13 protein-coding genes and 1 pseudogene are annotated in these 19,086 nt (G+C 41.1%); 9 read left to right on the forward strand and 5 right to left on the reverse strand.

What is annotated here, in order from left to right:
• The first annotated feature begins 241 nt into the window (after positions 1-241).
• The 3 genes from pplA (at position 242) to menA (ending at position 3,458) form a co-directional block, all read left to right on the forward strand.
• Positions 242-1,180, forward strand: a complete 939-nt coding sequence (gene pplA / locus ACPWSO_RS17215) for an extracellular electron transfer flavoprotein PplA (RefSeq protein WP_426084804.1) — start codon at positions 242-244, stop codon at positions 1,178-1,180.
• Between the two features lie 266 nt (positions 1,181-1,446).
• The gene (locus ACPWSO_RS17220) at positions 1,447-2,484 is read left to right on the forward strand and encodes an FAD:protein FMN transferase (protein ID WP_426084816.1); all 1,038 of its coding nucleotides are present in this window, start codon (positions 1,447-1,449) and stop codon (positions 2,482-2,484) included.
• Positions 2,485-2,498: 14 nt separating this feature from the next.
• The gene (gene menA / locus ACPWSO_RS17225; RefSeq protein ID WP_426084805.1) at positions 2,499-3,458 is read left to right on the forward strand and encodes a 1,4-dihydroxy-2-naphthoate polyprenyltransferase; all 960 of its coding nucleotides are present in this window, start codon (positions 2,499-2,501) and stop codon (positions 3,456-3,458) included.
• 6 nt (positions 3,459-3,464) lie between these two features.
• Here menA and ACPWSO_RS17230 read toward each other — a convergent pair whose 3' ends face one another.
• Positions 3,465-4,442 carry a biotin--[acetyl-CoA-carboxylase] ligase gene (locus ACPWSO_RS17230; RefSeq protein WP_426084806.1) on the reverse strand — a complete coding sequence of 326 codons (978 nt, stop codon included), beginning with the start codon at positions 4,440-4,442 and terminating at the stop codon, positions 3,465-3,467.
• Between the two features lie 310 nt (positions 4,443-4,752).
• Between ACPWSO_RS17230 and ACPWSO_RS17235 the strand changes: the two genes are divergently transcribed.
• Positions 4,753-4,965 (forward strand): zinc ribbon domain-containing protein, encoded by a 213-nt coding sequence (locus ACPWSO_RS17235; protein ID WP_426084807.1) that lies wholly within the window; start codon positions 4,753-4,755, stop codon positions 4,963-4,965.
• 148 nt (positions 4,966-5,113) lie between these two features.
• Here the strand turns inward: ACPWSO_RS17235 and ACPWSO_RS17240 are convergent, their stop codons facing one another.
• From ACPWSO_RS17240 to ACPWSO_RS17255, 4 genes are all read right to left on the reverse strand, one after another.
• Entirely contained in the window at positions 5,114-6,358 is a 1,245-nt protein-coding gene (locus tag ACPWSO_RS17240; protein WP_426084808.1) for an L-lactate MFS transporter, read from the reverse strand.
• 199 nt (positions 6,359-6,557) lie between these two features.
• Positions 6,558-7,361 (reverse strand): ABC transporter ATP-binding protein, encoded by an 804-nt coding sequence (locus ACPWSO_RS17245; protein WP_426084809.1) that lies wholly within the window; start codon positions 7,359-7,361, stop codon positions 6,558-6,560.
• Complete coding sequence (locus tag ACPWSO_RS17250; protein ID WP_426084810.1) at positions 7,361-8,257, reverse strand: ABC transporter permease; 897 nt, start codon at positions 8,255-8,257, stop codon at positions 7,361-7,363. The genes ACPWSO_RS17245 and ACPWSO_RS17250 overlap by 1 nt, the downstream gene beginning before the upstream one ends.
• An 86-nt stretch (positions 8,258-8,343) precedes the next feature.
• Positions 8,344-9,324: an ABC transporter substrate binding protein gene (locus ACPWSO_RS17255; RefSeq protein ID WP_426084811.1), complete on the reverse strand. Its 981-nt coding sequence runs from the start codon at positions 9,322-9,324 to the stop codon at positions 8,344-8,346.
• A 450-nt stretch (positions 9,325-9,774) separates the two neighbouring features.
• Here ACPWSO_RS17255 and ACPWSO_RS17260 point away from each other — a divergent pair, with 450 nt between their 5' ends.
• The 5 genes and pseudogenes from ACPWSO_RS17260 to ACPWSO_RS17280 form a co-directional block, all read left to right on the forward strand.
• Positions 9,775-10,182: a GFA family protein gene (locus ACPWSO_RS17260; RefSeq protein ID WP_426084812.1), complete on the forward strand. Its 408-nt coding sequence runs from the start codon at positions 9,775-9,777 to the stop codon at positions 10,180-10,182.
• Positions 10,183-10,295: 113 nt separating this feature from the next.
• The gene (locus tag ACPWSO_RS17265; protein WP_426084813.1) at positions 10,296-10,943 is read left to right on the forward strand and encodes a hypothetical protein; all 648 of its coding nucleotides are present in this window, start codon (positions 10,296-10,298) and stop codon (positions 10,941-10,943) included.
• A gap of 348 nt (positions 10,944-11,291) precedes the next feature.
• Positions 11,292-14,909, forward strand: a complete 3,618-nt coding sequence (gene rpoB, locus ACPWSO_RS17270) for a DNA-directed RNA polymerase subunit beta (RefSeq protein ID WP_426084814.1) — start codon at positions 11,292-11,294, stop codon at positions 14,907-14,909.
• A 175-nt stretch (positions 14,910-15,084) separates the two neighbouring features.
• Positions 15,085-18,738 carry a DNA-directed RNA polymerase subunit beta' gene (rpoC, locus tag ACPWSO_RS17275; RefSeq protein ID WP_426084815.1) on the forward strand — a complete coding sequence of 1,218 codons (3,654 nt, stop codon included), beginning with the start codon at positions 15,085-15,087 and terminating at the stop codon, positions 18,736-18,738.
• Between the two features lie 134 nt (positions 18,739-18,872).
• Positions 18,873-19,086 (forward strand): annotated as a pseudogene (locus ACPWSO_RS17280) (IS5/IS1182 family transposase); the annotation flags it as partial.

The following is a 19,086-nucleotide window of genomic DNA, read 5'->3' on the forward strand; positions in this document are numbered from 1 at the left end:
GATCATAATTTCGCAATCGAGTACATTATATAGTGTGTGAATGAATTTGTCTAATAGCAATTATTGATTTAAAAAAATAACCGACCTCACATTAAAAATTTGTGAAAAACTGGTAAATTTTTAATTTTCTTACAGTGCTGTATTGACATAAGTATGGAATTGGTTAGAATGTTAATTGAATCACAAAGTACCTTTGTGACAAGTCTCAAGTATTATATAATGAAAAAGGTGGTTAATAAAAATGAAAGCAAACAAATTTGTGAAAAGTTTTGCAGCAATTGCACTAACAACAATGGTGCTGGCTGCATGTGGGTCAGACAATAAAGATACAGCGAGCTCTTCAAGTGCTGCCTCATCAACAGAAGCTTCATCTTCAACAGCAGAATCTTCTGCAGCAGAAGCAGTAAAAGAAGCAGGGGCTGATTTACAAGACGGTACGTATAAATTGGAAGAAAAAAATTATTCAAACGACTACCGTGTATCTTTTGAAATTACTGTAAAAGACGGTAAAATCACAGAGTCTAAATATGACAACATCAATAAAGACGGCGAATCAAAAGCTGACAATGCAGACTACAATAAAAACATGAAGGATAAAGCCGGTACGAATCCAGAAGAATTTATTCCTAAATTTAACGAAGAGTTGGTTGCTAAACAATCACCATCTGATATCGATGTAGTTTCAGGAGCGACACATTCATTTGATTCATTCCAAAACTATGCGCAACAACTAATCCAAGCTGCTCAAGCTGGTAATACTGAAACAATCGAAATCGATAATGGTGCTGAACTGAAAGACGGTTCATACACATTGAAAGAGCAAAATAACTCAAACGGCTACCACACTGAATTTACAATGGTTGTAAAAGACGGTAAAGTAACTGAATCTAAATACGACAATGTAAATGATGAAGGTAAATCTAAACAAGAAGATACTGAATACAATGAAATGATGAAAGATAAAGCAGGTACTGACCCAGCAGAATTTATCCCAACATTTAACGAAGAGTTTGTTAAAGCAATGGGCGAAGAAGACGGCTCTCCTGCTGAAATGGATGTTGTAACTGGAGCAACTCACAGCTTCCATTCATTCGTAATCTATGCACAACAATTAATCAATGCTGCTGAAAAAGGCGATACTGCTGAAATCCTCGTTGATAACATCGTTATGAAAAAATAGTTCTTAATTAAAGAACCATCCGGCGACCAGAGAGAATCTATTTCTCTTTGGTTGTCTTTGTTTTAGTTTCTTTCGTTGATTTTAAGGCTATCAAAACTGCTTCTATACATAGTATTGTGATATAAGGGTGATTTTACTAGTTAAATTTTCTGCGCTGGATTATACTTGAAGGTGCTTTTTAGAGATTAGGGTAGAAAAACGTTTAATTGAAAAGAGGGATACGGATGAAAAAACGCACGTGGTGGCTGACAGCTGTATTAGTATTTATGACAGCAGTTTTGATTAGCGGATGCGGCAATGAAAAAAAGGATGAGGTAAAGGTGAACAAAGAGCCTTATTCAAAGCAGGAGCTGCTTCTTGGAACCTACGTCCAAATTAGAATTTACGATGACGGTAAAGAGAGTATATTAGATAAAGCTTTTGAACGAGTGAAAGATTTGGGTGACAGAATAACGGTGAATGAACCAGGCTCTGAAATCGATAAGATTAATGAAAGTGCTGGAATTAAACCAGTTGAAGTATCCGATGATATCTATAGTCTAGTGAAAAAAGCCTACACATATAGTGAAGATTCAAGCGGCGGTTTTGATATGGCCATTGGACCGATTACGCAACTATGGCACATTGGCTTTGACGATGCCCGCAAGCCGGCGCAGGAAGAAATTGATCAAGCGCTCAAGCTGGTGGATTATCATAAAGTTGTTCTAGATGATAAAGAAAAAACAGTATTTCTGGAAGAACCGGAAATGGCATTGGACCTTGGAGCTATTGCAAAAGGCTATATTACAGATGAAGTAGTAAAGGTATTGAAAGACAATGGTGTGACTACGGCAATTATCGATTTAGGTGGAAATGTCTATGTTATGGGGCATAGTCCACGAGGCGAAAAGGAAGACTGGAACGTTGGAATTCAGGATCCGAATAAAGCGCGTAATACAGTGATTGGTACTGTCAAAGAAAGTAATAAAACACTGGTTACTTCAGGCATCTATGAGCGCTATTTGAAAGTGAATGGGGAAACCTACCACCACCTATTTGATCCTAAAACAGGGTATCCGTTTGACAACGATATTGCTGGAGTGACCATCATCACGAATAAATCAATAGATGGCGATGGTCTTTCTACAGCAGTATTTGCTATGGGCGTGAAACAAGGTCTGGAGTATGTAGAAGGTCTGGATGATGTGGATGTAATTTTTGTAACAAAAGAAGATAAAGTATATGTCAGCAAAGATATTGAAAAAACATTTGAACTTGGCGAAGACTCTGGTTATACAATGGGGGACCGTTCAGAATTGAAATAAGGGGTAAATAATTTATGTCACTAAACGTGTTCTTAGAGATTGTAGAAATCCGTACCAAGCTGGCTAGTCTGTTTCCGTTTGCAGTAGGCGTTTTGTTCTCGATTGCCTATTTCCAGCAGGTATCCTGGCTGCATACACTATTATTTTTTATTGGGATGGTTGTTTTTGATATGGCAACCACAGCAATCAATAATTATATGGACTACCAAAAAGCAAAATCAGAAGTATACAAGCATGAAGAAAATATCATCGGCTCCTCAGGAGTTTCACCTGTCTTGGTAAGAAACATGATTTTTGGGATGATTGCCTTCACAGCAGTAATCGGTGTATTCTTAGCTGTTCAGACAGGCTGGCTGCTGCTGGTCATGGGTGGAGTGTGCTGTCTGATTGGGATTTTCTACACATTTGGACCAATACCGCTATCACGAATGCCTTTAGGAGAAGTTTTCAGCGGAGTTACAATGGGATTAGGCATTTTTGCTATGGTTGTCTACTTAAATGTAGTCAAAAATCCGCCGTTCTATCTAAAGCTGGATTTTAGCCAAGGGGCATTTGCACTGACTGGAAATTTATGGCAGTTATTGGCTGTTATTTGGGCCTCTCTACCGCTGGTTTTGACAATTGCAGATATCATGTTGGCAAATAATCTAAGGGATTTGGATACAGACATTGAAAATCATCGCTATACGCTAGTATATTATATTGGGCGAAAAAAAGGGACGCTGCTTTTTCAGCTGCTGATGTTGTTTTGCTACGGTATCATATTACTAGGCCTGCTTTTTGGTGTTTTCAAGTGGCCGATTCTATTGGTGCTGGTATCCTTTCCCAAGATTCGTAAAAATCTTCAGCAATTTAGAAAAGAATTGCCGCAGCCTAAAAGCTTCAGGTTTTCCATCAGCAATTTAGTGCTGTTCAACGGAAGCTACCTAGCAGGGTTGCTGGCTACAATAATACTTGAAAAAATACAGGGATGACTGCAGTCATCCCTGTATTTTTTTCAGGCTGATTTCCCCAGAAGATAAAGCTTTCTCATCGCCGTTTGGTAATTGGACGATTAATTCTCCTAGATTATTAATTTGTTTTGCAATCCCCTGATATTCTACTTGTTTCTGAATAAAAGTAACTTCTTTACCGAGAACAAAGGATTTTTTTCGATAGATATCTAAATAAGCAGTGTCTTTTTCGTTTAGAATTTTGTAGAAACGATTCCAGATTAGTGCAATCAATTCATTTTTTGTTATTGTCGGCTGACCGTCACTATATAAGGAGGTTGCTTTATCACGAATGTCCTCTGGAAACTCATCCTGTCTGATAGCAAAATTGATGCCCATGCCGATAACGATATTTGTGATTTGTCCTGATTCCACGTCGCTCATTGCTTCGGAAAGAATACCACAGACCTTGCGTCCATTAATATAGATATCATTCACCCATTTGATTTCAGAAACAATTCCAGCAGCTTTATCTAGTGCCTCGGCGATTGCAACAGCCATAATTAATGTATACTGAGCCATCTCCTCAAACCGCTGATTTGGACGCAAAAGAATACTCATATAAATGCCGCCGCCTTTTTTAGCAAAAAAAGGTCTGCCGAAACGACCTTTCGGCGCTTCCTGCATATCAGCAACGACAAGGGTGTTCTCAGGCTCGCCATTGACCGCCGCAAGCTTTGCATCCCGCATTGTAGAAGTGGAGGAGTCCAAAATTTTTATAGACAGGTCAGGCGTTTTCTCTGAAAGATACAAGCGGATTCCTTCAGCAGAGAGTATATCAGAGGGCAGGTATTGGTAGCCCTTATTTGTACTGCTGTTAATGAGATAACCTTCTTTTTTTAGCTCCTTAATTGCCTTCCAAATAGCAGTCCGAGAGACTTCAAGCTTCTGTGCCATTTCCTCACCGGAAATAAATTCAGGTGCTTGAGTCATTAGTAGTGTCAGCACGTTTTCTTTAGTTGTCATAAGTTCACGTCCTTATTTTTTCAGTGGTTTTCTTATCTACATAATTTCTATTAAAGATTTCTCTTACTAAAAGCGCCAGTTATTCCTAGTGAAGGAGTATCTGAAAAAATCAGATGCGTGCAAAATAATTGAATGCAGGGTGGAACATTCTCCCCTATCTTTTTCTTGAAGGGATATCTATAACTTTACCACATCTTAGAGAGAAAAATACGTCTTAACGTTGAGTTAAAATTCATCCTTTGGATGTATGTGAGAAGTGTAGATTTTTGATATAATTTTATCAATGATACAAGAAAAGAGGAAGAAAAAAATGGATAAGAAACAATTTGTTTGTGAGAAGTGTGGCAACATGCATTATGTGTCGGATCAGTTTCAAGCTACTGGGGGCAACTTTGCTAAGATTTTCGATGTGCAAAACAAGAAATTTATTACAATTAGCTGTACTCAGTGCGGCTTTACTGAGCTGTATCGCGGAACTACTTCAGACGGCTGGAACATTCTTGACTTCTTAATAGGTGGATAAATACCTCAGCTGGTAGCTGTTGAAATAGCAGAGAGCGGACAGAGCAAATTCTGTCCGGCTCTTTTTATGCTGCAGGAGCTCAGTTCTGGCTGTAAAAGATACTAAAGAGGGTAGACTCATCAACAGATGGGTCTACCCTCTCTTTTTTCTAGTTCGCTTTTGCTTTTTTTAAATCTGAGCGAATAAGGATTGATAAGGTTAATGCGATTAAGCAGAAAGCAATAAAAATCAGTAAAGTTGTATTGTAGTTTTTAAACGTTTCGTGAACAAAGGAAAGCAGTAATGGACCGACCATTCCAGCAGCAGCCCAAGCCGTTAAGATATAACCATGAATGGCGCCCAGCTCCTTTGTACCAAAGACATCGCCAATATAGGCAGGAATCACAGAGAAGCCTGCGCCGTAGCAAGTCATGATGATACAGATTAAAACAGCAAATAAAATTGGTGAACTGAAGAAATATAATGCAGTTAAAGCAATAACGTCGATAATAAAAATAGCTGTAAACACGTTGGGACGCCCGATGTAATCTGAAAGAGTGGCCCAAAACAATCGGCCGCCTCCGTTGAACAAGCCCATAATTCCCACCATGGCAGCAGCCATAGCGGCAGACATGCCTGTGATTTCCTGAGCCATAGGTGAAGCAGCTGAAACCAACGCAATACCGCAGGTGATATTGATAAACAGCATGAACCATAGCAGCCAAAAGCGTTTTGTTTTTATGGCTTCATTCGCAGCCAGCTGTGAATAATCTTCCTTTAATTTAACATGATTTTTCGTTTGTTTTTCATTGCTTTCTTCATAGCCGGCCGGTCGCCAGTCAACAGGTGGTTTTTCCAGGTATTGAGAAGCGATGAACATCACTGCAAAATAACAGGCACCTAAAATATAAAATGTTTTTGGAATGCCGACAGCAAGCATTAATTTCTGAGCAATCGGACCTGTAATCAAGGATGCGAAGCCGAAGCCCATGATGGCCATACCAGTTGCCAGTCCTCGTCGATCCGGGAACCATCGAATCATTGTCGAAACAGGTGTGACATAGCCAGCCCCCAAGCCTATTCCGCCGATAATCCCATAGGCTAGATACAGCAGCGGTAATGATTGGATATTAACAGCAACGCCTGTCAATATAATGCCGCTTCCGAACATAATGGATGCTACTGTTCCGGTTTTTCTTGGACCAAATTTTTCAACAAATTTCCCCATAAATGCAGCTGAAACCCCTAAACAGAAAATTGCAATACTAAAAGCAAAGGATATAGGTCCCTGCTCCCAGCCAGTCAGCTCAGCAATTGGTTTTGTATAGATACTCCATGCATAAGCTGAGCCAATTGATAAATGTACAGCGATTCCTGATGCGGCAATCAGCCATCTGTTTTTCACTTGTTTCATTTGTCTCACTCTCACTCTTTTCATTTTCACAAACCCTTGTATGTTATCGAGATATACATAACGTTTGCTCAACATTGAGCATTGTGAATAACTACTATGATACCACAATAGAAAATGCTTTCAACTGGTCTTTTCACTTTTCTTGAAGAGAGAGTGTCAATAACAATTATTGAAAGAAATTTTTTTGCTGAAATACTGATTAGACAAGCAACAGTTGGTCATCCTTTAGCTCGGTTCCGCTATTTTTATGGAAGAGCTCCATCAGTTCATTAACAGTTAAATTTTGTTTCTTTTCAGCATCGATATCTACAACGATATTTCCTTGATGAAGCATAATCAGACGATTGCCGTAGCGAATAGCATCCTCCATGTTGTGGGTGACCATAAAGGCGGTCAACTGCTGTTCTTTTATCAGTTTGTCTGTTAACTCCATAACGGTAATTGAGGTTTTAGGGTCCAACGCTGCTGTGTGTTCGTCCAGAAGAATCAACTCAGGACGAATTAATGTCGCCATCAATAGAGTGATTGCCTGCCGTTGCCCGCCTGAAAGCAGACCGATTTCAGCGGATAGCCGATTTTCCAAATTTAGATTCAGCTTTGCCAGCTGTTCTTTGAAAAACTGACGGTCATTTTTTCGAACACCGTTGCCCAGCCCGCGTTTTTGCCCGCGTTTCATTGCCAAAGCCATGTTTTCTTCTACAGTCAGCCGAACGGCAGTCCCCATTTTAGGATCTTGAAAAACGCGGCTGATTTGTTTCGAACGGGCGGCGACTTTTTGCTTTGTGATGTCTTTTTTATTCAGCAGCAGACGGCCTTCTTCAATGGGCAGCGTACCGGCAATACTATTCAAGAGAGTTGATTTTCCTGCTCCGTTTCCGCCGATGATAGTAATAAAATCTCCCTTACTGATGGTTAGATTGATGCCCTTCAATACGTGGTTTTCATTAATCGTTCCTCGTTCAAAATATTGATGGAGGTTTTCTATAGTCAATACAGGTTCCATTAACGGGTTCCTCCTTTTTTAGACAGTTTTAGCTTTTTCTGAACAAGCGGTGAAGACAAGCAAATAACTAAGATGAAGGCAGAAAACAGCTTAAGATCGGTAGGGTCTACATTAAGCTCGAGAACACAAGCTAGAATGAAACGATATAAGACAGCGCCAATAACAATCGTTCCAATGCCGGAATTCAAATCGGCAAAGTTATTATTTTGAACGAGCAGAGCGCCTGCTAGAGCAATACAGCCGTTAGACAGCATATAGCCAATCATTTTCATTCCGTCAGTATTAATACCGTTCGCCTGACTCATTTCAATGTTGTCGCCGGTCGCCCGAGTTGCCAGCCCCGCTTCCGTTTTAAAGAATAGGGTAAGCAGTCCAATCACAACAGCAACTACCAGAACACCAACTACAATCACACTAATCGTTTTCTCCAGCCCCCAGTTTTGAGCCTGCGTGAAGATTGTTTCTGTCCCTAGCAGAGAGATATTTGGTGCACCCATAACACGGGCATTAATACTGTAAAGACCCGTCATCGTGATGATGCCGGCAAGCAGTGCAGGGATTTTTAATTTCGTATGAAGAAATCCTGATGTTAAACCGGCTAATGCGCCGGCGATAAATGCAAAAATAAGTGCAAAGACAGAAGGGGCGGCTGGATGAATATCTAAAATCGGCACAAGCACCTTTTGGAGCTTGTAGAGTAATGTATCAGTTTCAAAGCCTTCGCGAATGCGCACCATGGTGAATGCAGCAACAGCTCCTCCTAATGGAAAGCTGCCTTCTGTTGTTAAATCAGCAATGTCAAGGATTCGATAGGTTAGAAAAACACCAATAGCCAGCAAGGACCATAATAATCCTTGAGATGTGGAGGAAAGGAAAATATTCAGCAAAAAAATCAACTTCTTTCAAATGAGTTTTGACAAGAACTAGCTGGAAGCGGCGGCTGGTTTTCCGCTTCCGTCTGTTCTTATTTGTAGTAACACCGCTATTTAGGTGTTTGAATACTATCTGGATCAATTCCCAGCGCTTCAGCCATTTCTTTGTTGACAACTAATTCTAGGTCATCTGCACTTTCTACAGGCATAGAAGCCGGTTCTGCTTCACCTTTGAGAATTTTAGCAGCCATTACCCCTGTCTGTTTACCAAGGGAATGATAGTCGATACCAATTGTTGCCAATCCGCCTTCAGTAACCTGATCGATGGAGGCAGGAACGATTGGAACTTTCAATTCTTTAGCAACCTCGCCGATAACTGCTGAGGCAGAAGCAAAGGTATTGTCAGTTGGAATATAAATACCGTCCACGTCTTTTGCTAAGCTGGTTGTTACCTGCTGCACATCATTAGTAGAGTTGGCTGTCAGGACTTTCGTTGCGACGCCGGCTTTTTTTAATGCAGCCTCAGCTAAATCAGCTTGAATTTTTGAGTTAGGCTCACCAGCGTTATACATAATGCCGATTGTTTTTGCGTCAGGAACAATACTCAACAGCAGTTCAATTTGCTTGTCGATTGATACCATATCTGTAGTACCAGTGATGTTGCCGCCAGGTTTATCATCAGAAGCGACTAGTTTGGCACTGACTAAGTCGGTAACTGCAGTAACTGTAATAGGAATATCGGTTGTTTCACTGGCAAGAGATTGGGCAGCTGGAGTTCCAATTCCCAGCAGTAAGTCCGGTTTTCCTTTTATTAGCTTTTCGCTCATGCTTTTCAGCTGTGCTTGATCGTTTTGAGCATTGCTGTAATCAAGGGTGAGGTTTTCACCTTCTTTAAAGCCGTTTTCTGCCAAGCCTTCTTTGAAGCCTTCATACGCTGCATCCAGAGAACCATGCTCCACAGGCTGCAGCACACCCACTGTTACACTGTCTTTGCTGCTCGAGGCGCCGCTGTCTTTTTTACTGCCTCCGCAAGCGCTAAGAGTTAGTAATGCTGCTGTCAGAATACTTAAACGAATCCATCTTTTTTTCATTGTATAGTCCCCCAATTTTCTTTTGTGTATTGATTTAGTGTTAAAGTGATAAAACAAAAACATCCATTTAGACAATATGTCTAAATGGATGTCGAGAATCATAAGAAATATACGCTTCTATTCATTAGCCACTTAGATTTATTGTCTACGCGGCTGTTTGCTCATCGCAAAGTTCTCTAGCCATCATAGATACAAAAACGAATTTGCCGTCTGTACCCATGAAGTATGAATACAAACCTATCTAAAATAGCTAAAGTAGTAACTATTCAATTGTGCGTGATTTGATATATTCGTCATAGGAATTCTCCTCCGCTTGATTGAATTGTTCTTAGTATATACAGCGAAAGAAAAAAAGTCAACAGATTTTTAGAATTTTCTGACGATTCTACCGGTTTAAATATGCTAAAATAGAAGGATGAGAAGCATCACTTAATGATGAGGAGGAAAATTATGAAACAACACTATCACGGCAGCTGTCAATGTGGAAAAATCAAGCTTACAGCAGCTGTCCAGTCTCTTGAAATGGGTCTTTGTCATTGCCGAAGCTGTCGAAAAATGAATGCGGGTCCAGTGTTCATTTTAGATGCTGGATTTGGAAAAGACATTCTATTCGAAGGGCTAGAACATATTACTGTGTATTCATCCTCGGAAAGAATGGAGAGAGGCTTCTGTAGTCATTGTGGAACCACGGTGTATTCAAGATTGGTTCAGCCGGACTTCTATGAAATTCCAGTAGATATATTTGATAATTTGCCGGAAAACGAACTGACAATAAGCAAGGAATTTTTTTGCAGCAGTCAGCCGGAATACTATCATTTTGTAGAAAAGGGTCAGAGGTTTGAGACATTTCCTCAATAACAGTTGAGATTTGAATTATCAGCGGGAAAATTTTTAATTCCATCTTTCTGTTTGGGGCAAATATGATATACTAATTTAGAAAAAACAAAAACATAAAGGGAGATTGTATTAGCATGAAAAGAAAAGTGTGGTTAGTTACGGGGTTATTATTTGTTTCTGTAGGTTTGATGGGTTGCGGCAGTAATGGGGATAAGGCAGAAACATCAAAAAGCAGTACTGAAAAAACAAGTGAAGTAAGTTCAGAAGAATCATCTACTGAAGAAACAACAGACGAAGTAAAAGAGTCTTCATCAGAAGAAGCGGATGCCTCAAATGAAATAGATGTGAAGAGCTATACTGCTGATAACGGAGAGGCTTTTGAATACGGATTGCTGGACCGCTGGCAGGAATTCGATGATATCCAATCTGTGAATCCGGCAGCTAGTTTTGCTTTTACAAATGGAAGCAGCGCAGTTGCAGCGATTTTCAATGACAAGGGTGATGTGGCAGACTATGCGACTTTCAAAAACCTGGTAGTTGAACAAATGCAGCAGACAACAGGTGTGACTATTACTTTTGAACCTACAACAATGAATGATATGGCTGGTGATAGAGCTAGTTTTGATGCAGAGATTCAAGGGATTAAACTGCATTATGTGATTTATCTGCTGGAATCTGATCAGAATTATATTCAGCTGTTAACATGGTCTATGCAAAGCAAGTTTGCTTCAGAAGAAAAAGTGTTGGAAGAAGCAGCGCATACCTTCAAAATGGTTAAATAAAACTAAAAATCAAGCCGGAGCAGCTAATTCTCAGCTGCTCCGGTTTTTATGGTGTATCGATGCTGAAACCCCTTGACTTTTACTATAGAAAGAAGTAGAATATGTAGATGCAAAAACTATCTAAAAAATGATAAAGCAGAAACGAAATATTGTCCGTTTCGGTTTTAAATAGGGAAACAAAAGTAGAAACACTTGATTTTTTTGATCATGGCGACATTCTATTTTTGGTTTTTTTTTGCCTAAAAACCGCAAAAAATGCTTTCTGTTACATATATTTAATATTTGTAACTTAAATGAAATTTTAAAAGGTAGAGTTTTGACAGACTTATATCTAGAGGGGTGAAGAGCTTGGCTGGACACGTAGTAAAATACGGAAAGCATCGCGAACGTAGAAGTTTCGCACGTATCAGTGAAGTGTTGGAATTACCAAATTTAATTGAGATCCAAACAGACTCTTATCAATGGTTTTTAGATGAAGGGTTACGTGAAATGTTTGAGGACATTCTGCCGATTGAAGATTTTCAGGGAAACCTGTCCTTAGAGTTTGTAGACTATGAATTAAAAGAACCTAAGTATACTGTAGAAGAAGCGCGTGCACATGATGCCAATTATTCAGCGCCGCTGCATGTTACGTTGCGTTTAACAAACCGTGAAACTGGAGAAATCAAATCTCAGGAAGTATTCTTTGGTGATTTTCCTCTGATGACTGAGATGGGTACCTTCATCATCAATGGTGCTGAGCGTGTTATTGTTTCTCAGCTAGTCCGTTCTCCTGGTGTTTACTTCCATGGAAAAGTGGATAAAAACGGTAAAGAAGGTTTTGGCTCTACAGTAATCCCTAACCGCGGTGCGTGGTTGGAAATGGAAACTGATGCAAAGGATATTTCCTATGTACGTATTGACCGTACACGTAAAATTCCATTGACTGTTTTAGTCCGTGCGTTAGGTTTCGGCTCGGATGATACTATTTTTGAAATCTTCGGCGAAAGCGAAGGCTTAAGAAATACAATCGAAAAAGATTTGCATAAAAATGCGAGTGATTCCCGTACAGAAGAAGGCTTAAAGGATATCTACGAGCGTCTTCGACCTGGTGAGCCAAAGACAGCTGACAGCTCGCGTAATCTGTTGACAGCCCGTTTCTTTGATCCAAAACGTTACGATCTGGCAAATGTAGGTCGTTATAAAGTAAACAAAAAATTAGACTTGAAAACACGCCTGTTGAACCTGACTCTTGGCGAGACATTGATTGATGCTGAAACCGGTGAAATTCTGGTTGAAAAAGGCACAGTTCTAACTCATCAGGTAATGGAAACGCTTGGCGAACATATCGATAACGGCTTGAACAGTGTAACTTTCTATCCAAGTGAGGATGGAGTTGTTACTGAACCAATGACCGTTCAAGTGATTAAAGTAGAGTCGCCAAAAGATCCAGAACGTATTGTCAATGTAATTGGCAACGGCTATCCAGATACAAGCGTGAAAACCGTTCGTCCAGCTGATATTGTTGCATCTATGAGTTATTTCTTTAACTTGATGGAAGATATCGGTAATGTGGATGACATTGATCACTTAGGAAATCGTCGTATTCGTTCTGTTGGCGAGCTTTTACAAAATCAGTTCCGTATTGGTTTGGCTCGGATGGAACGTGTGGTTCGTGAAAGAATGTCGATTCAGGATACTGAAACACTGACACCACAGCAGCTGATTAATATTCGCCCAGTTGTGGCAAGTATCAAAGAATTCTTTGGTTCTTCACAGCTGTCACAGTTTATGGATCAGACAAATCCGCTTGGAGAATTAACGCATAAACGTCGTTTATCTGCCTTAGGACCTGGTGGTTTGACTCGTGACCGTGCTGGTTATGAAGTGCGGGACGTTCACTATTCTCACTATGGCCGTATGTGTCCGATTGAAACGCCGGAAGGTCCGAATATCGGTCTGATTAATAGTCTGTCAAGCTATGCGAAAGTAAATAAATTTGGTTTTATTGAAACACCGTATCGCCGTGTAGACCGTGCAACTGGTCAGGTAACTGATCAAGTTGATTATCTAACTGCTGATACAGAGGATCACTACATTGTTGCACAGGCCAATTCATTGTTAAATGAAGATGGTACTTTTGTAGAAGATTTAGTAATGGCTCGCCTGCAAAGTGAAAACTTGGAAGTAACTGTAGATAAAGTCGATTACATGGATGTATCACCGAAACAGGTAGTTGCAGTAGCGACTGCATGTATTCCTTTCTTAGAAAACGATGACTCCAACCGTGCTCTAATGGGAGCGAACATGCAGCGTCAGGCAGTACCTTTGATTCAGCCTCGTTCACCATTTGTGGGAACAGGGATGGAATATAAAGCAGCCCATGACTCTGGAGCAGCTTTGCTTTGTAAGCATGATGGAGTAGTTGAATTTGTTGATGCTTCTGAAATTCGTGTCCGCAGAGACAATGGTGCTTTAGACAAATATATGGTAACAAAATTCCGCCGTTCTAATTCTGGAACGAGCTACAATCAGCGTCCAATCGTTCTTTTTGGCGAAAAAGTTGAAAAAGGCGATACGCTGGCTGATGGACCATCCATGGAAGAAGGAGAAATGGCTTTAGGACAAAACGTTCTAGTCGGCTTCATGACATGGGAAGGGTACAACTATGAAGATGCGATTATCATGAGTCAGCGTCTGGTTAAAGACGATGTTTATACATCTATTCATATTGAAGAATATGAATCAGAAGCTCGTGATACAAAATTAGGACCTGAAGAAATTACTCGTGAGATTCCAAACGTTGGTGAAGACGCGTTGAAAGATCTTGATGAGATGGGGATTATCCGTATTGGTGCAGAAGTTAAAGATGGTGATTTACTGGTGGGTAAAGTGACGCCGAAGGGTGTGACTGAACTTTCAGCCGAAGAACGTCTGCTGCATGCAATTTTTGGTGAAAAAGCCCGCGAAGTTCGTGATACTTCTCTGCGCGTGCCTCATGGCGGCGGCGGAATTGTGCATGATGTGAAAATCTTTACCCGCGAGGGCGGCGATGAGCTTTCTCCAGGTGTGAATATGCTGGTGCGTGTCTATATCGTTCAGAAGCGTAAGATTCACGAAGGAGATAAAATGGCCGGACGTCACGGGAATAAAGGGGTTGTTTCCCGTATCATGCCGGAAGAGGATATGCCTTTCCTACCAGACGGTACACCGATTGATATCATGCTGAACCCTCTAGGGGTACCATCTCGTATGAATATCGGGCAGGTATTAGAGCTTCACTTAGGGATGGCAGCCCGTCAATTAGGTATCCATGTAGCAACACCTGTATTTGATGGTGCAAATGATGATGATGTTTGGGAAACAGTTCGTGAAGCCGGTATGGCAAGCGACGCAAAAACTGTTCTTTATGACGGACGTACAGGTGAACCATTTGATAACCGTATTTCTGTCGGTGTTATGTATATGATCAAGCTGGCCCACATGGTCGATGATAAACTGCATGCCCGCTCTATTGGACCATATTCTCTTGTTACGCAGCAGCCTCTGGGTGGTAAAGCTCAGTTTGGTGGACAGCGTTTCGGTGAGATGGAGGTTTGGGCGTTGGAGGCTTACGGAGCAGCGTATACCCTTCAGGAAATCTTGACTTACAAGTCTGATGATGTAGTTGGACGTGTGAAAACGTATGAAGCAATCGTTAAGGGCGAACCAATTCCAAAACCAGGTGTACCGGAATCATTCCGTGTACTGGTAAAAGAACTGCAGTCCTTAGGGTTGGATATGCGCGTTTTAGATATTGAGGAGCAAGAGATTGAGCTGCGTGATATGGATGACGACGATGATGATTTGATTACTGTTGATGCGCTGACAAAATTTGCTGAGCAGCAATCTGCCAAGCAATTAGAGAAAGAAGCAGCTGCAGCTAAAAAAGAAGCAGAGGCTGATGTTGTTCAAAGTATTGAAACAGCAGAAGACAGAATCGATTAGTCGTTAGGTCGACTGAATAAGCGTAAGAAAGCATCAGCTGGTGTTCGAACGAACAACCAGCTGATGAAAAGATAAATTTATCATCTGGCTTTATGAGCTGATGTTATTGAGTGGCATCTTATTGTTTTTCTTGATTACTCAGCTTTTCTTAACTAAGAAATGGAGGGAACCCCTTTTGATCGATGTAAATAAATTCGAGAGTATGCAGATCGGTTTAGCTTCACCTGAGAAGATCAGAAGCTGGTCTTATGGGGAAGTAAAGAAACCCGAAACGATCAACTATCGTACTTTAAAGCCTGAACGTGAAGGCTTGTTCTGTGAACGTATTTTCGGTCCTACTAAAGACTGGGAATGTGCTTGCGGGAAATATAAACGTATCCGTTATAAAGGCATCGTCTGTGACCGATGCGGCGTAGAGGTTACTCGTTCTAAAGTGCGCCGTGAACGTATGGGTCATATTGAATTGGCGGCACCAGTATCACATATCTGGTATTTCAAAGGTATTCCTTCTCGTATGGGACTTGTTTTAGACATGAGTCCGCGTGCTTTAGAGGAAATTATCTATTTTGCATCTTACGTAGTAATTGATGCTGGAGATACCGGTTTAGAAAAGAAACAATTGCTGACAGAACGTGAATACCGTGAAAAACGCGATCAGTACGGACAAGGCTTCTCTGCTGCAATGGGTGCTGAAGCAATCAAACAATTGCTGGACAATGTTGATTTGGACGGCGAAGTTGCAAGTCTGAAAGAAGACTTAAAAACAGCGCAGGGACAAAAGAGAACACGGGCTATTCGTCGTTTAGATATTATGGAAGCTTTTCGTTCATCTGGTAATCAGCCGAGCTGGATGGTTATGGATGTTATTCCAGTTATTCCACCGGATTTGCGTCCAATGGTTCAATTGGAGGGCGGTCGTTTTGCAACGAGTGACTTAAACGATTTGTATCGTCGTGTTATTAACCGTAACAATCGTTTGAAACGTCTGCTTGATTTAAATGCGCCAAATATCATTGTTCAAAATGAAAAACGTATGCTGCAGGAAGCTGTTGATGCATTAATCGACAACGGACGCCGCGGCAGACCAGTAACTGGACCAGGTAACCGTCCGCTGAAATCTCTTTCTCATATGCTGAAAGGGAAACAAGGTCGTTTCCGTCAGAACTTACTGGGTAAACGTGTTGACTATTCCGGTCGTTCCGTTATCGTTGTTGGACCAAACTTGAAAATGTATCAGTGTGGTCTGCCGAAGGAAATGGCGATTGAGCTGTTTAAACCGTTTGTTATGCGTGTTCTGGTTCAACGGGAAATCGCAACAAACATTAAAAATGCAAAACGTAAAATTGAGCGCGGTGAAGATGAAGTTTGGGATATTCTGGAAGAGGTTATCCAAGAACACCCAGTTTTACTTAACCGGGCACCTACACTGCACAGATTAGGTATCCAAGCCTTTGAACCGGTTCTTGTTGAAGGTCGTGCTATTCGTCTTCACCCGCTAGTTTGTGAAGCCTATAATGCCGATTTCGATGGAGACCAAATGGCGGTTCACGTACCGTTGAATGAAGAAGCACAGGCTGAAGCGCGTATGCTGATGCTTGCGGCACAAAACATTTTGAACCCGAAAGATGGAAAACCAGTTGTAACGCCATCTCAGGATATGGTCCTTGGTAACTATTACCTGACAATGGAAGAAGAAAACCGTGAAGGGGAAGGTATGGTCTTCCGCGACATGAACGAAGCTGTTCTTGCATGGCGCAATGGCTATGTCCATCTACATTCGCGGATTGGCGTTCAAACAACACTGCTTGGCGACAAACCATTCACTGACTGGCAAAAAGAACGCTTGTTGATTACCACTGTTGGTAAGATTATCTTCAATGAAATCATGCCGATAGAGTTCCCTTATCTGAATGAACCGACAGATTATAACCTGACTGTTCAAACGCCGGATAAATACTTTGTAGAAGCTGGAACAGATATTCCGGCATATATTAAAGAGCAGGAACTGATTTTGCCGTTTAAGAAGAAAAATCTTGGAAATATCATTGCAGAAGTATTCAAGAGATTCCATATTACTGAAACCTCTAAAATGCTTGACCGTATGAAAGACTTGGGTTATAAACATTCAACACATGCCGGAATTACAGTAGGAATTGCCGATATCATGGTTCTCCATGAAAAGCATGACATTATCGATGCTGCCCATAAACAGGTAGAAACGATTACGAAACAATTCCGTCGTGGTTTGATTACAGATGATGAGCGTTATGAACGTGTAATTGCAGTCTGGAACGGTGCTAAGGATGATATCCAGCTGAAACTGATGGAAAGTTTGGATGCGAAAAATCCAATTTTCATGATGTCGGATTCAGGAGCCCGTGGTAACATCTCCAACTTTACTCAGCTTGCTGGGATGCGTGGATTGATGGCTGCGCCAAACGGACGTATCATGGAATTACCGATTATCTCTAACTTCCGTGAAGGCTTATCTGTCTTGGAAATGTTTATCTCTACTCACGGAGCCCGTAAAGGGATGACCGATACAGCACTGAAAACGGCCGATTCAGGTTATCTGACTCGTCGTTTAGTAGATGTTGCGCAGGACGTAATTATCCGTGAAGATGACTGTGGTACCGATCGTGGTCTGCAGATTGCTGCAATCAAAGAGGGCAATGAGATTATTGAAGCGTTGGAAGAACGTTTACTAGGACGTTACACACGTAAATCTGTATTCCATCCAGAAACGGGTGAGTTGATTATTGGTGAAGATCAATTAATCTCTGAAGATACTGCTAGAGAAATTGTTGATGCTGGTATTGAAACAGTAACTATCCGTTCTGTCTTTACATGTAATACCAAGCATGGTGTATGTAAGCATTGTTACGGACGTAACCTTGCTACTGGCTCAGATGTTGAAGTTGGGGAAGCAGTCGGAACGATTGCTGCTCAATCTATCGGTGAACCAGGTACACAGCTTACAATGCGTACCTTCCACACGGGCGGGGTTGCCGGTGACGATATCACGCAAGGTCTGCCTCGTGTTCAGGAAATCTTTGAAGCCCGTAATCCGAAAGGTCAGGCTGTAATCACAGAGGTTACTGGAGATGTTATCGATATCTCTGAAGATCCTGCAACACGTCAAAAAGAAGTAACAATTAAAGGGAAAACAGATACGCGTACGTATACTGTTCCATATACTGCCCGTATGAAAGTGGCAGAAGGCGATATGATTCATCGTGGAGAACCGTTGACAGAAGGTTCTATTGATCCCAAACAATTACTGCAGGTGCGCGATGTACTTTCAGTAGAAAACTACTTGCTGCGTGAAGTACAGCGTGTTTACCGTATGCAAGGGGTGGAAATCGGCGATAAGCATATTGAAGTAATGGTTCGTCAAATGCTGCGTAAAGTTCGAGTAATGGATCCGGGTGATACAGATATCCTTCCGGGTACCCTGCTGGACATCGCTGAATTCAAGGATCGTAACTATGACACCTTAGTGGCCGGCGGCGTTCCTGCAACAAGCCGTCCAGTACTGCTTGGTATCACGAAAGCCTCTCTGGAAACAAACAGCTTCTTGTCTGCTGCGTCCTTCCAGGAAACAACTCGTGTATTAACAGATGCTGCGATTCGTGGTAAGAAAGATCCTCTGCTTGGTCTGAAGGAAAATGTTATTATTGGTAAGATCATTCCTGCTGGTACAGGGATGGCTCGTTACCGCAACATGGAGCCTAAAGAAGTCAAAGTGGCTAGTGAGAATGTTTACAGTATCTCTGATATTGAAGCACAAATGGCTGCAGAAGATGCATTGAATGACTTAAATAAATAATTAAAAAAGGGAGTGGGACAATAGTCAGAAGAAAATCTGATTATTTTCTCACTTTTTTAATTTTAGGGTACACAAAAAGCACGCAACCGTGTAAGATTAAAGTGACTAAACCAAATCAAAAGGAGCGTGCTTTTATGTTTAAAGATTATACCATTAATCAAACGATTTTACCATTAGAGTTGGAACAGTTTATTCCTGAAACGGATGTCGCTTTTGCGGTTAATGCCTTAGTCGAAGCCATGCCGCAAACACTCTTTAATAAATTAGAAGAACAATTAGGCCGACCGGCCTACCACCCGAAGATGCTATTAAAAATTATTCTGTATGCGTATACTCAGCGTGTCTTTT

It is taken from the genome of Enterococcus sp. LJL51 (genome assembly GCF_049894025.1).
Taxonomy (GTDB): domain Bacteria; phylum Bacillota; class Bacilli; order Lactobacillales; family Enterococcaceae; genus Enterococcus_L.

What these genes read in the sequence shown, in the direction of transcription:
- pplA (WP_426084804.1), top strand. Translation starts at nt 242, where the DNA reads ATGAAAGCAAACAAATTTGTGAAAAGTTTTGCAGCAATTGCACTAACA.
- ACPWSO_RS17220 (WP_426084816.1), top strand. Translation starts at nt 1,447, where the DNA reads ATGACAGCAGTTTTGATTAGCGGATGCGGCAATGAAAAAAAGGATGAG.
- menA (WP_426084805.1), top strand. Translation starts at nt 2,499, where the DNA reads ATGTCACTAAACGTGTTCTTAGAGATTGTAGAAATCCGTACCAAGCTG.
- ACPWSO_RS17230 (WP_426084806.1), bottom strand. Translation starts at nt 4,442, where the DNA reads ATGACAACTAAAGAAAACGTGCTGACACTACTAATGACTCAAGCACCT.
- ACPWSO_RS17235 (WP_426084807.1), top strand. Translation starts at nt 4,753, where the DNA reads ATGGATAAGAAACAATTTGTTTGTGAGAAGTGTGGCAACATGCATTAT.
- ACPWSO_RS17240 (WP_426084808.1), bottom strand. Translation starts at nt 6,358, where the DNA reads ATGAAACAAGTGAAAAACAGATGGCTGATTGCCGCATCAGGAATCGCT.
- ACPWSO_RS17245 (WP_426084809.1), bottom strand. Translation starts at nt 7,361, where the DNA reads ATGGAACCTGTATTGACTATAGAAAACCTCCATCAATATTTTGAACGA.
- ACPWSO_RS17255 (WP_426084811.1), bottom strand. Translation starts at nt 9,324, where the DNA reads ATGAAAAAAAGATGGATTCGTTTAAGTATTCTGACAGCAGCATTACTA.
- ACPWSO_RS17260 (WP_426084812.1), top strand. Translation starts at nt 9,775, where the DNA reads ATGAAACAACACTATCACGGCAGCTGTCAATGTGGAAAAATCAAGCTT.
- ACPWSO_RS17265 (WP_426084813.1), top strand. Translation starts at nt 10,296, where the DNA reads ATGAAAAGAAAAGTGTGGTTAGTTACGGGGTTATTATTTGTTTCTGTA.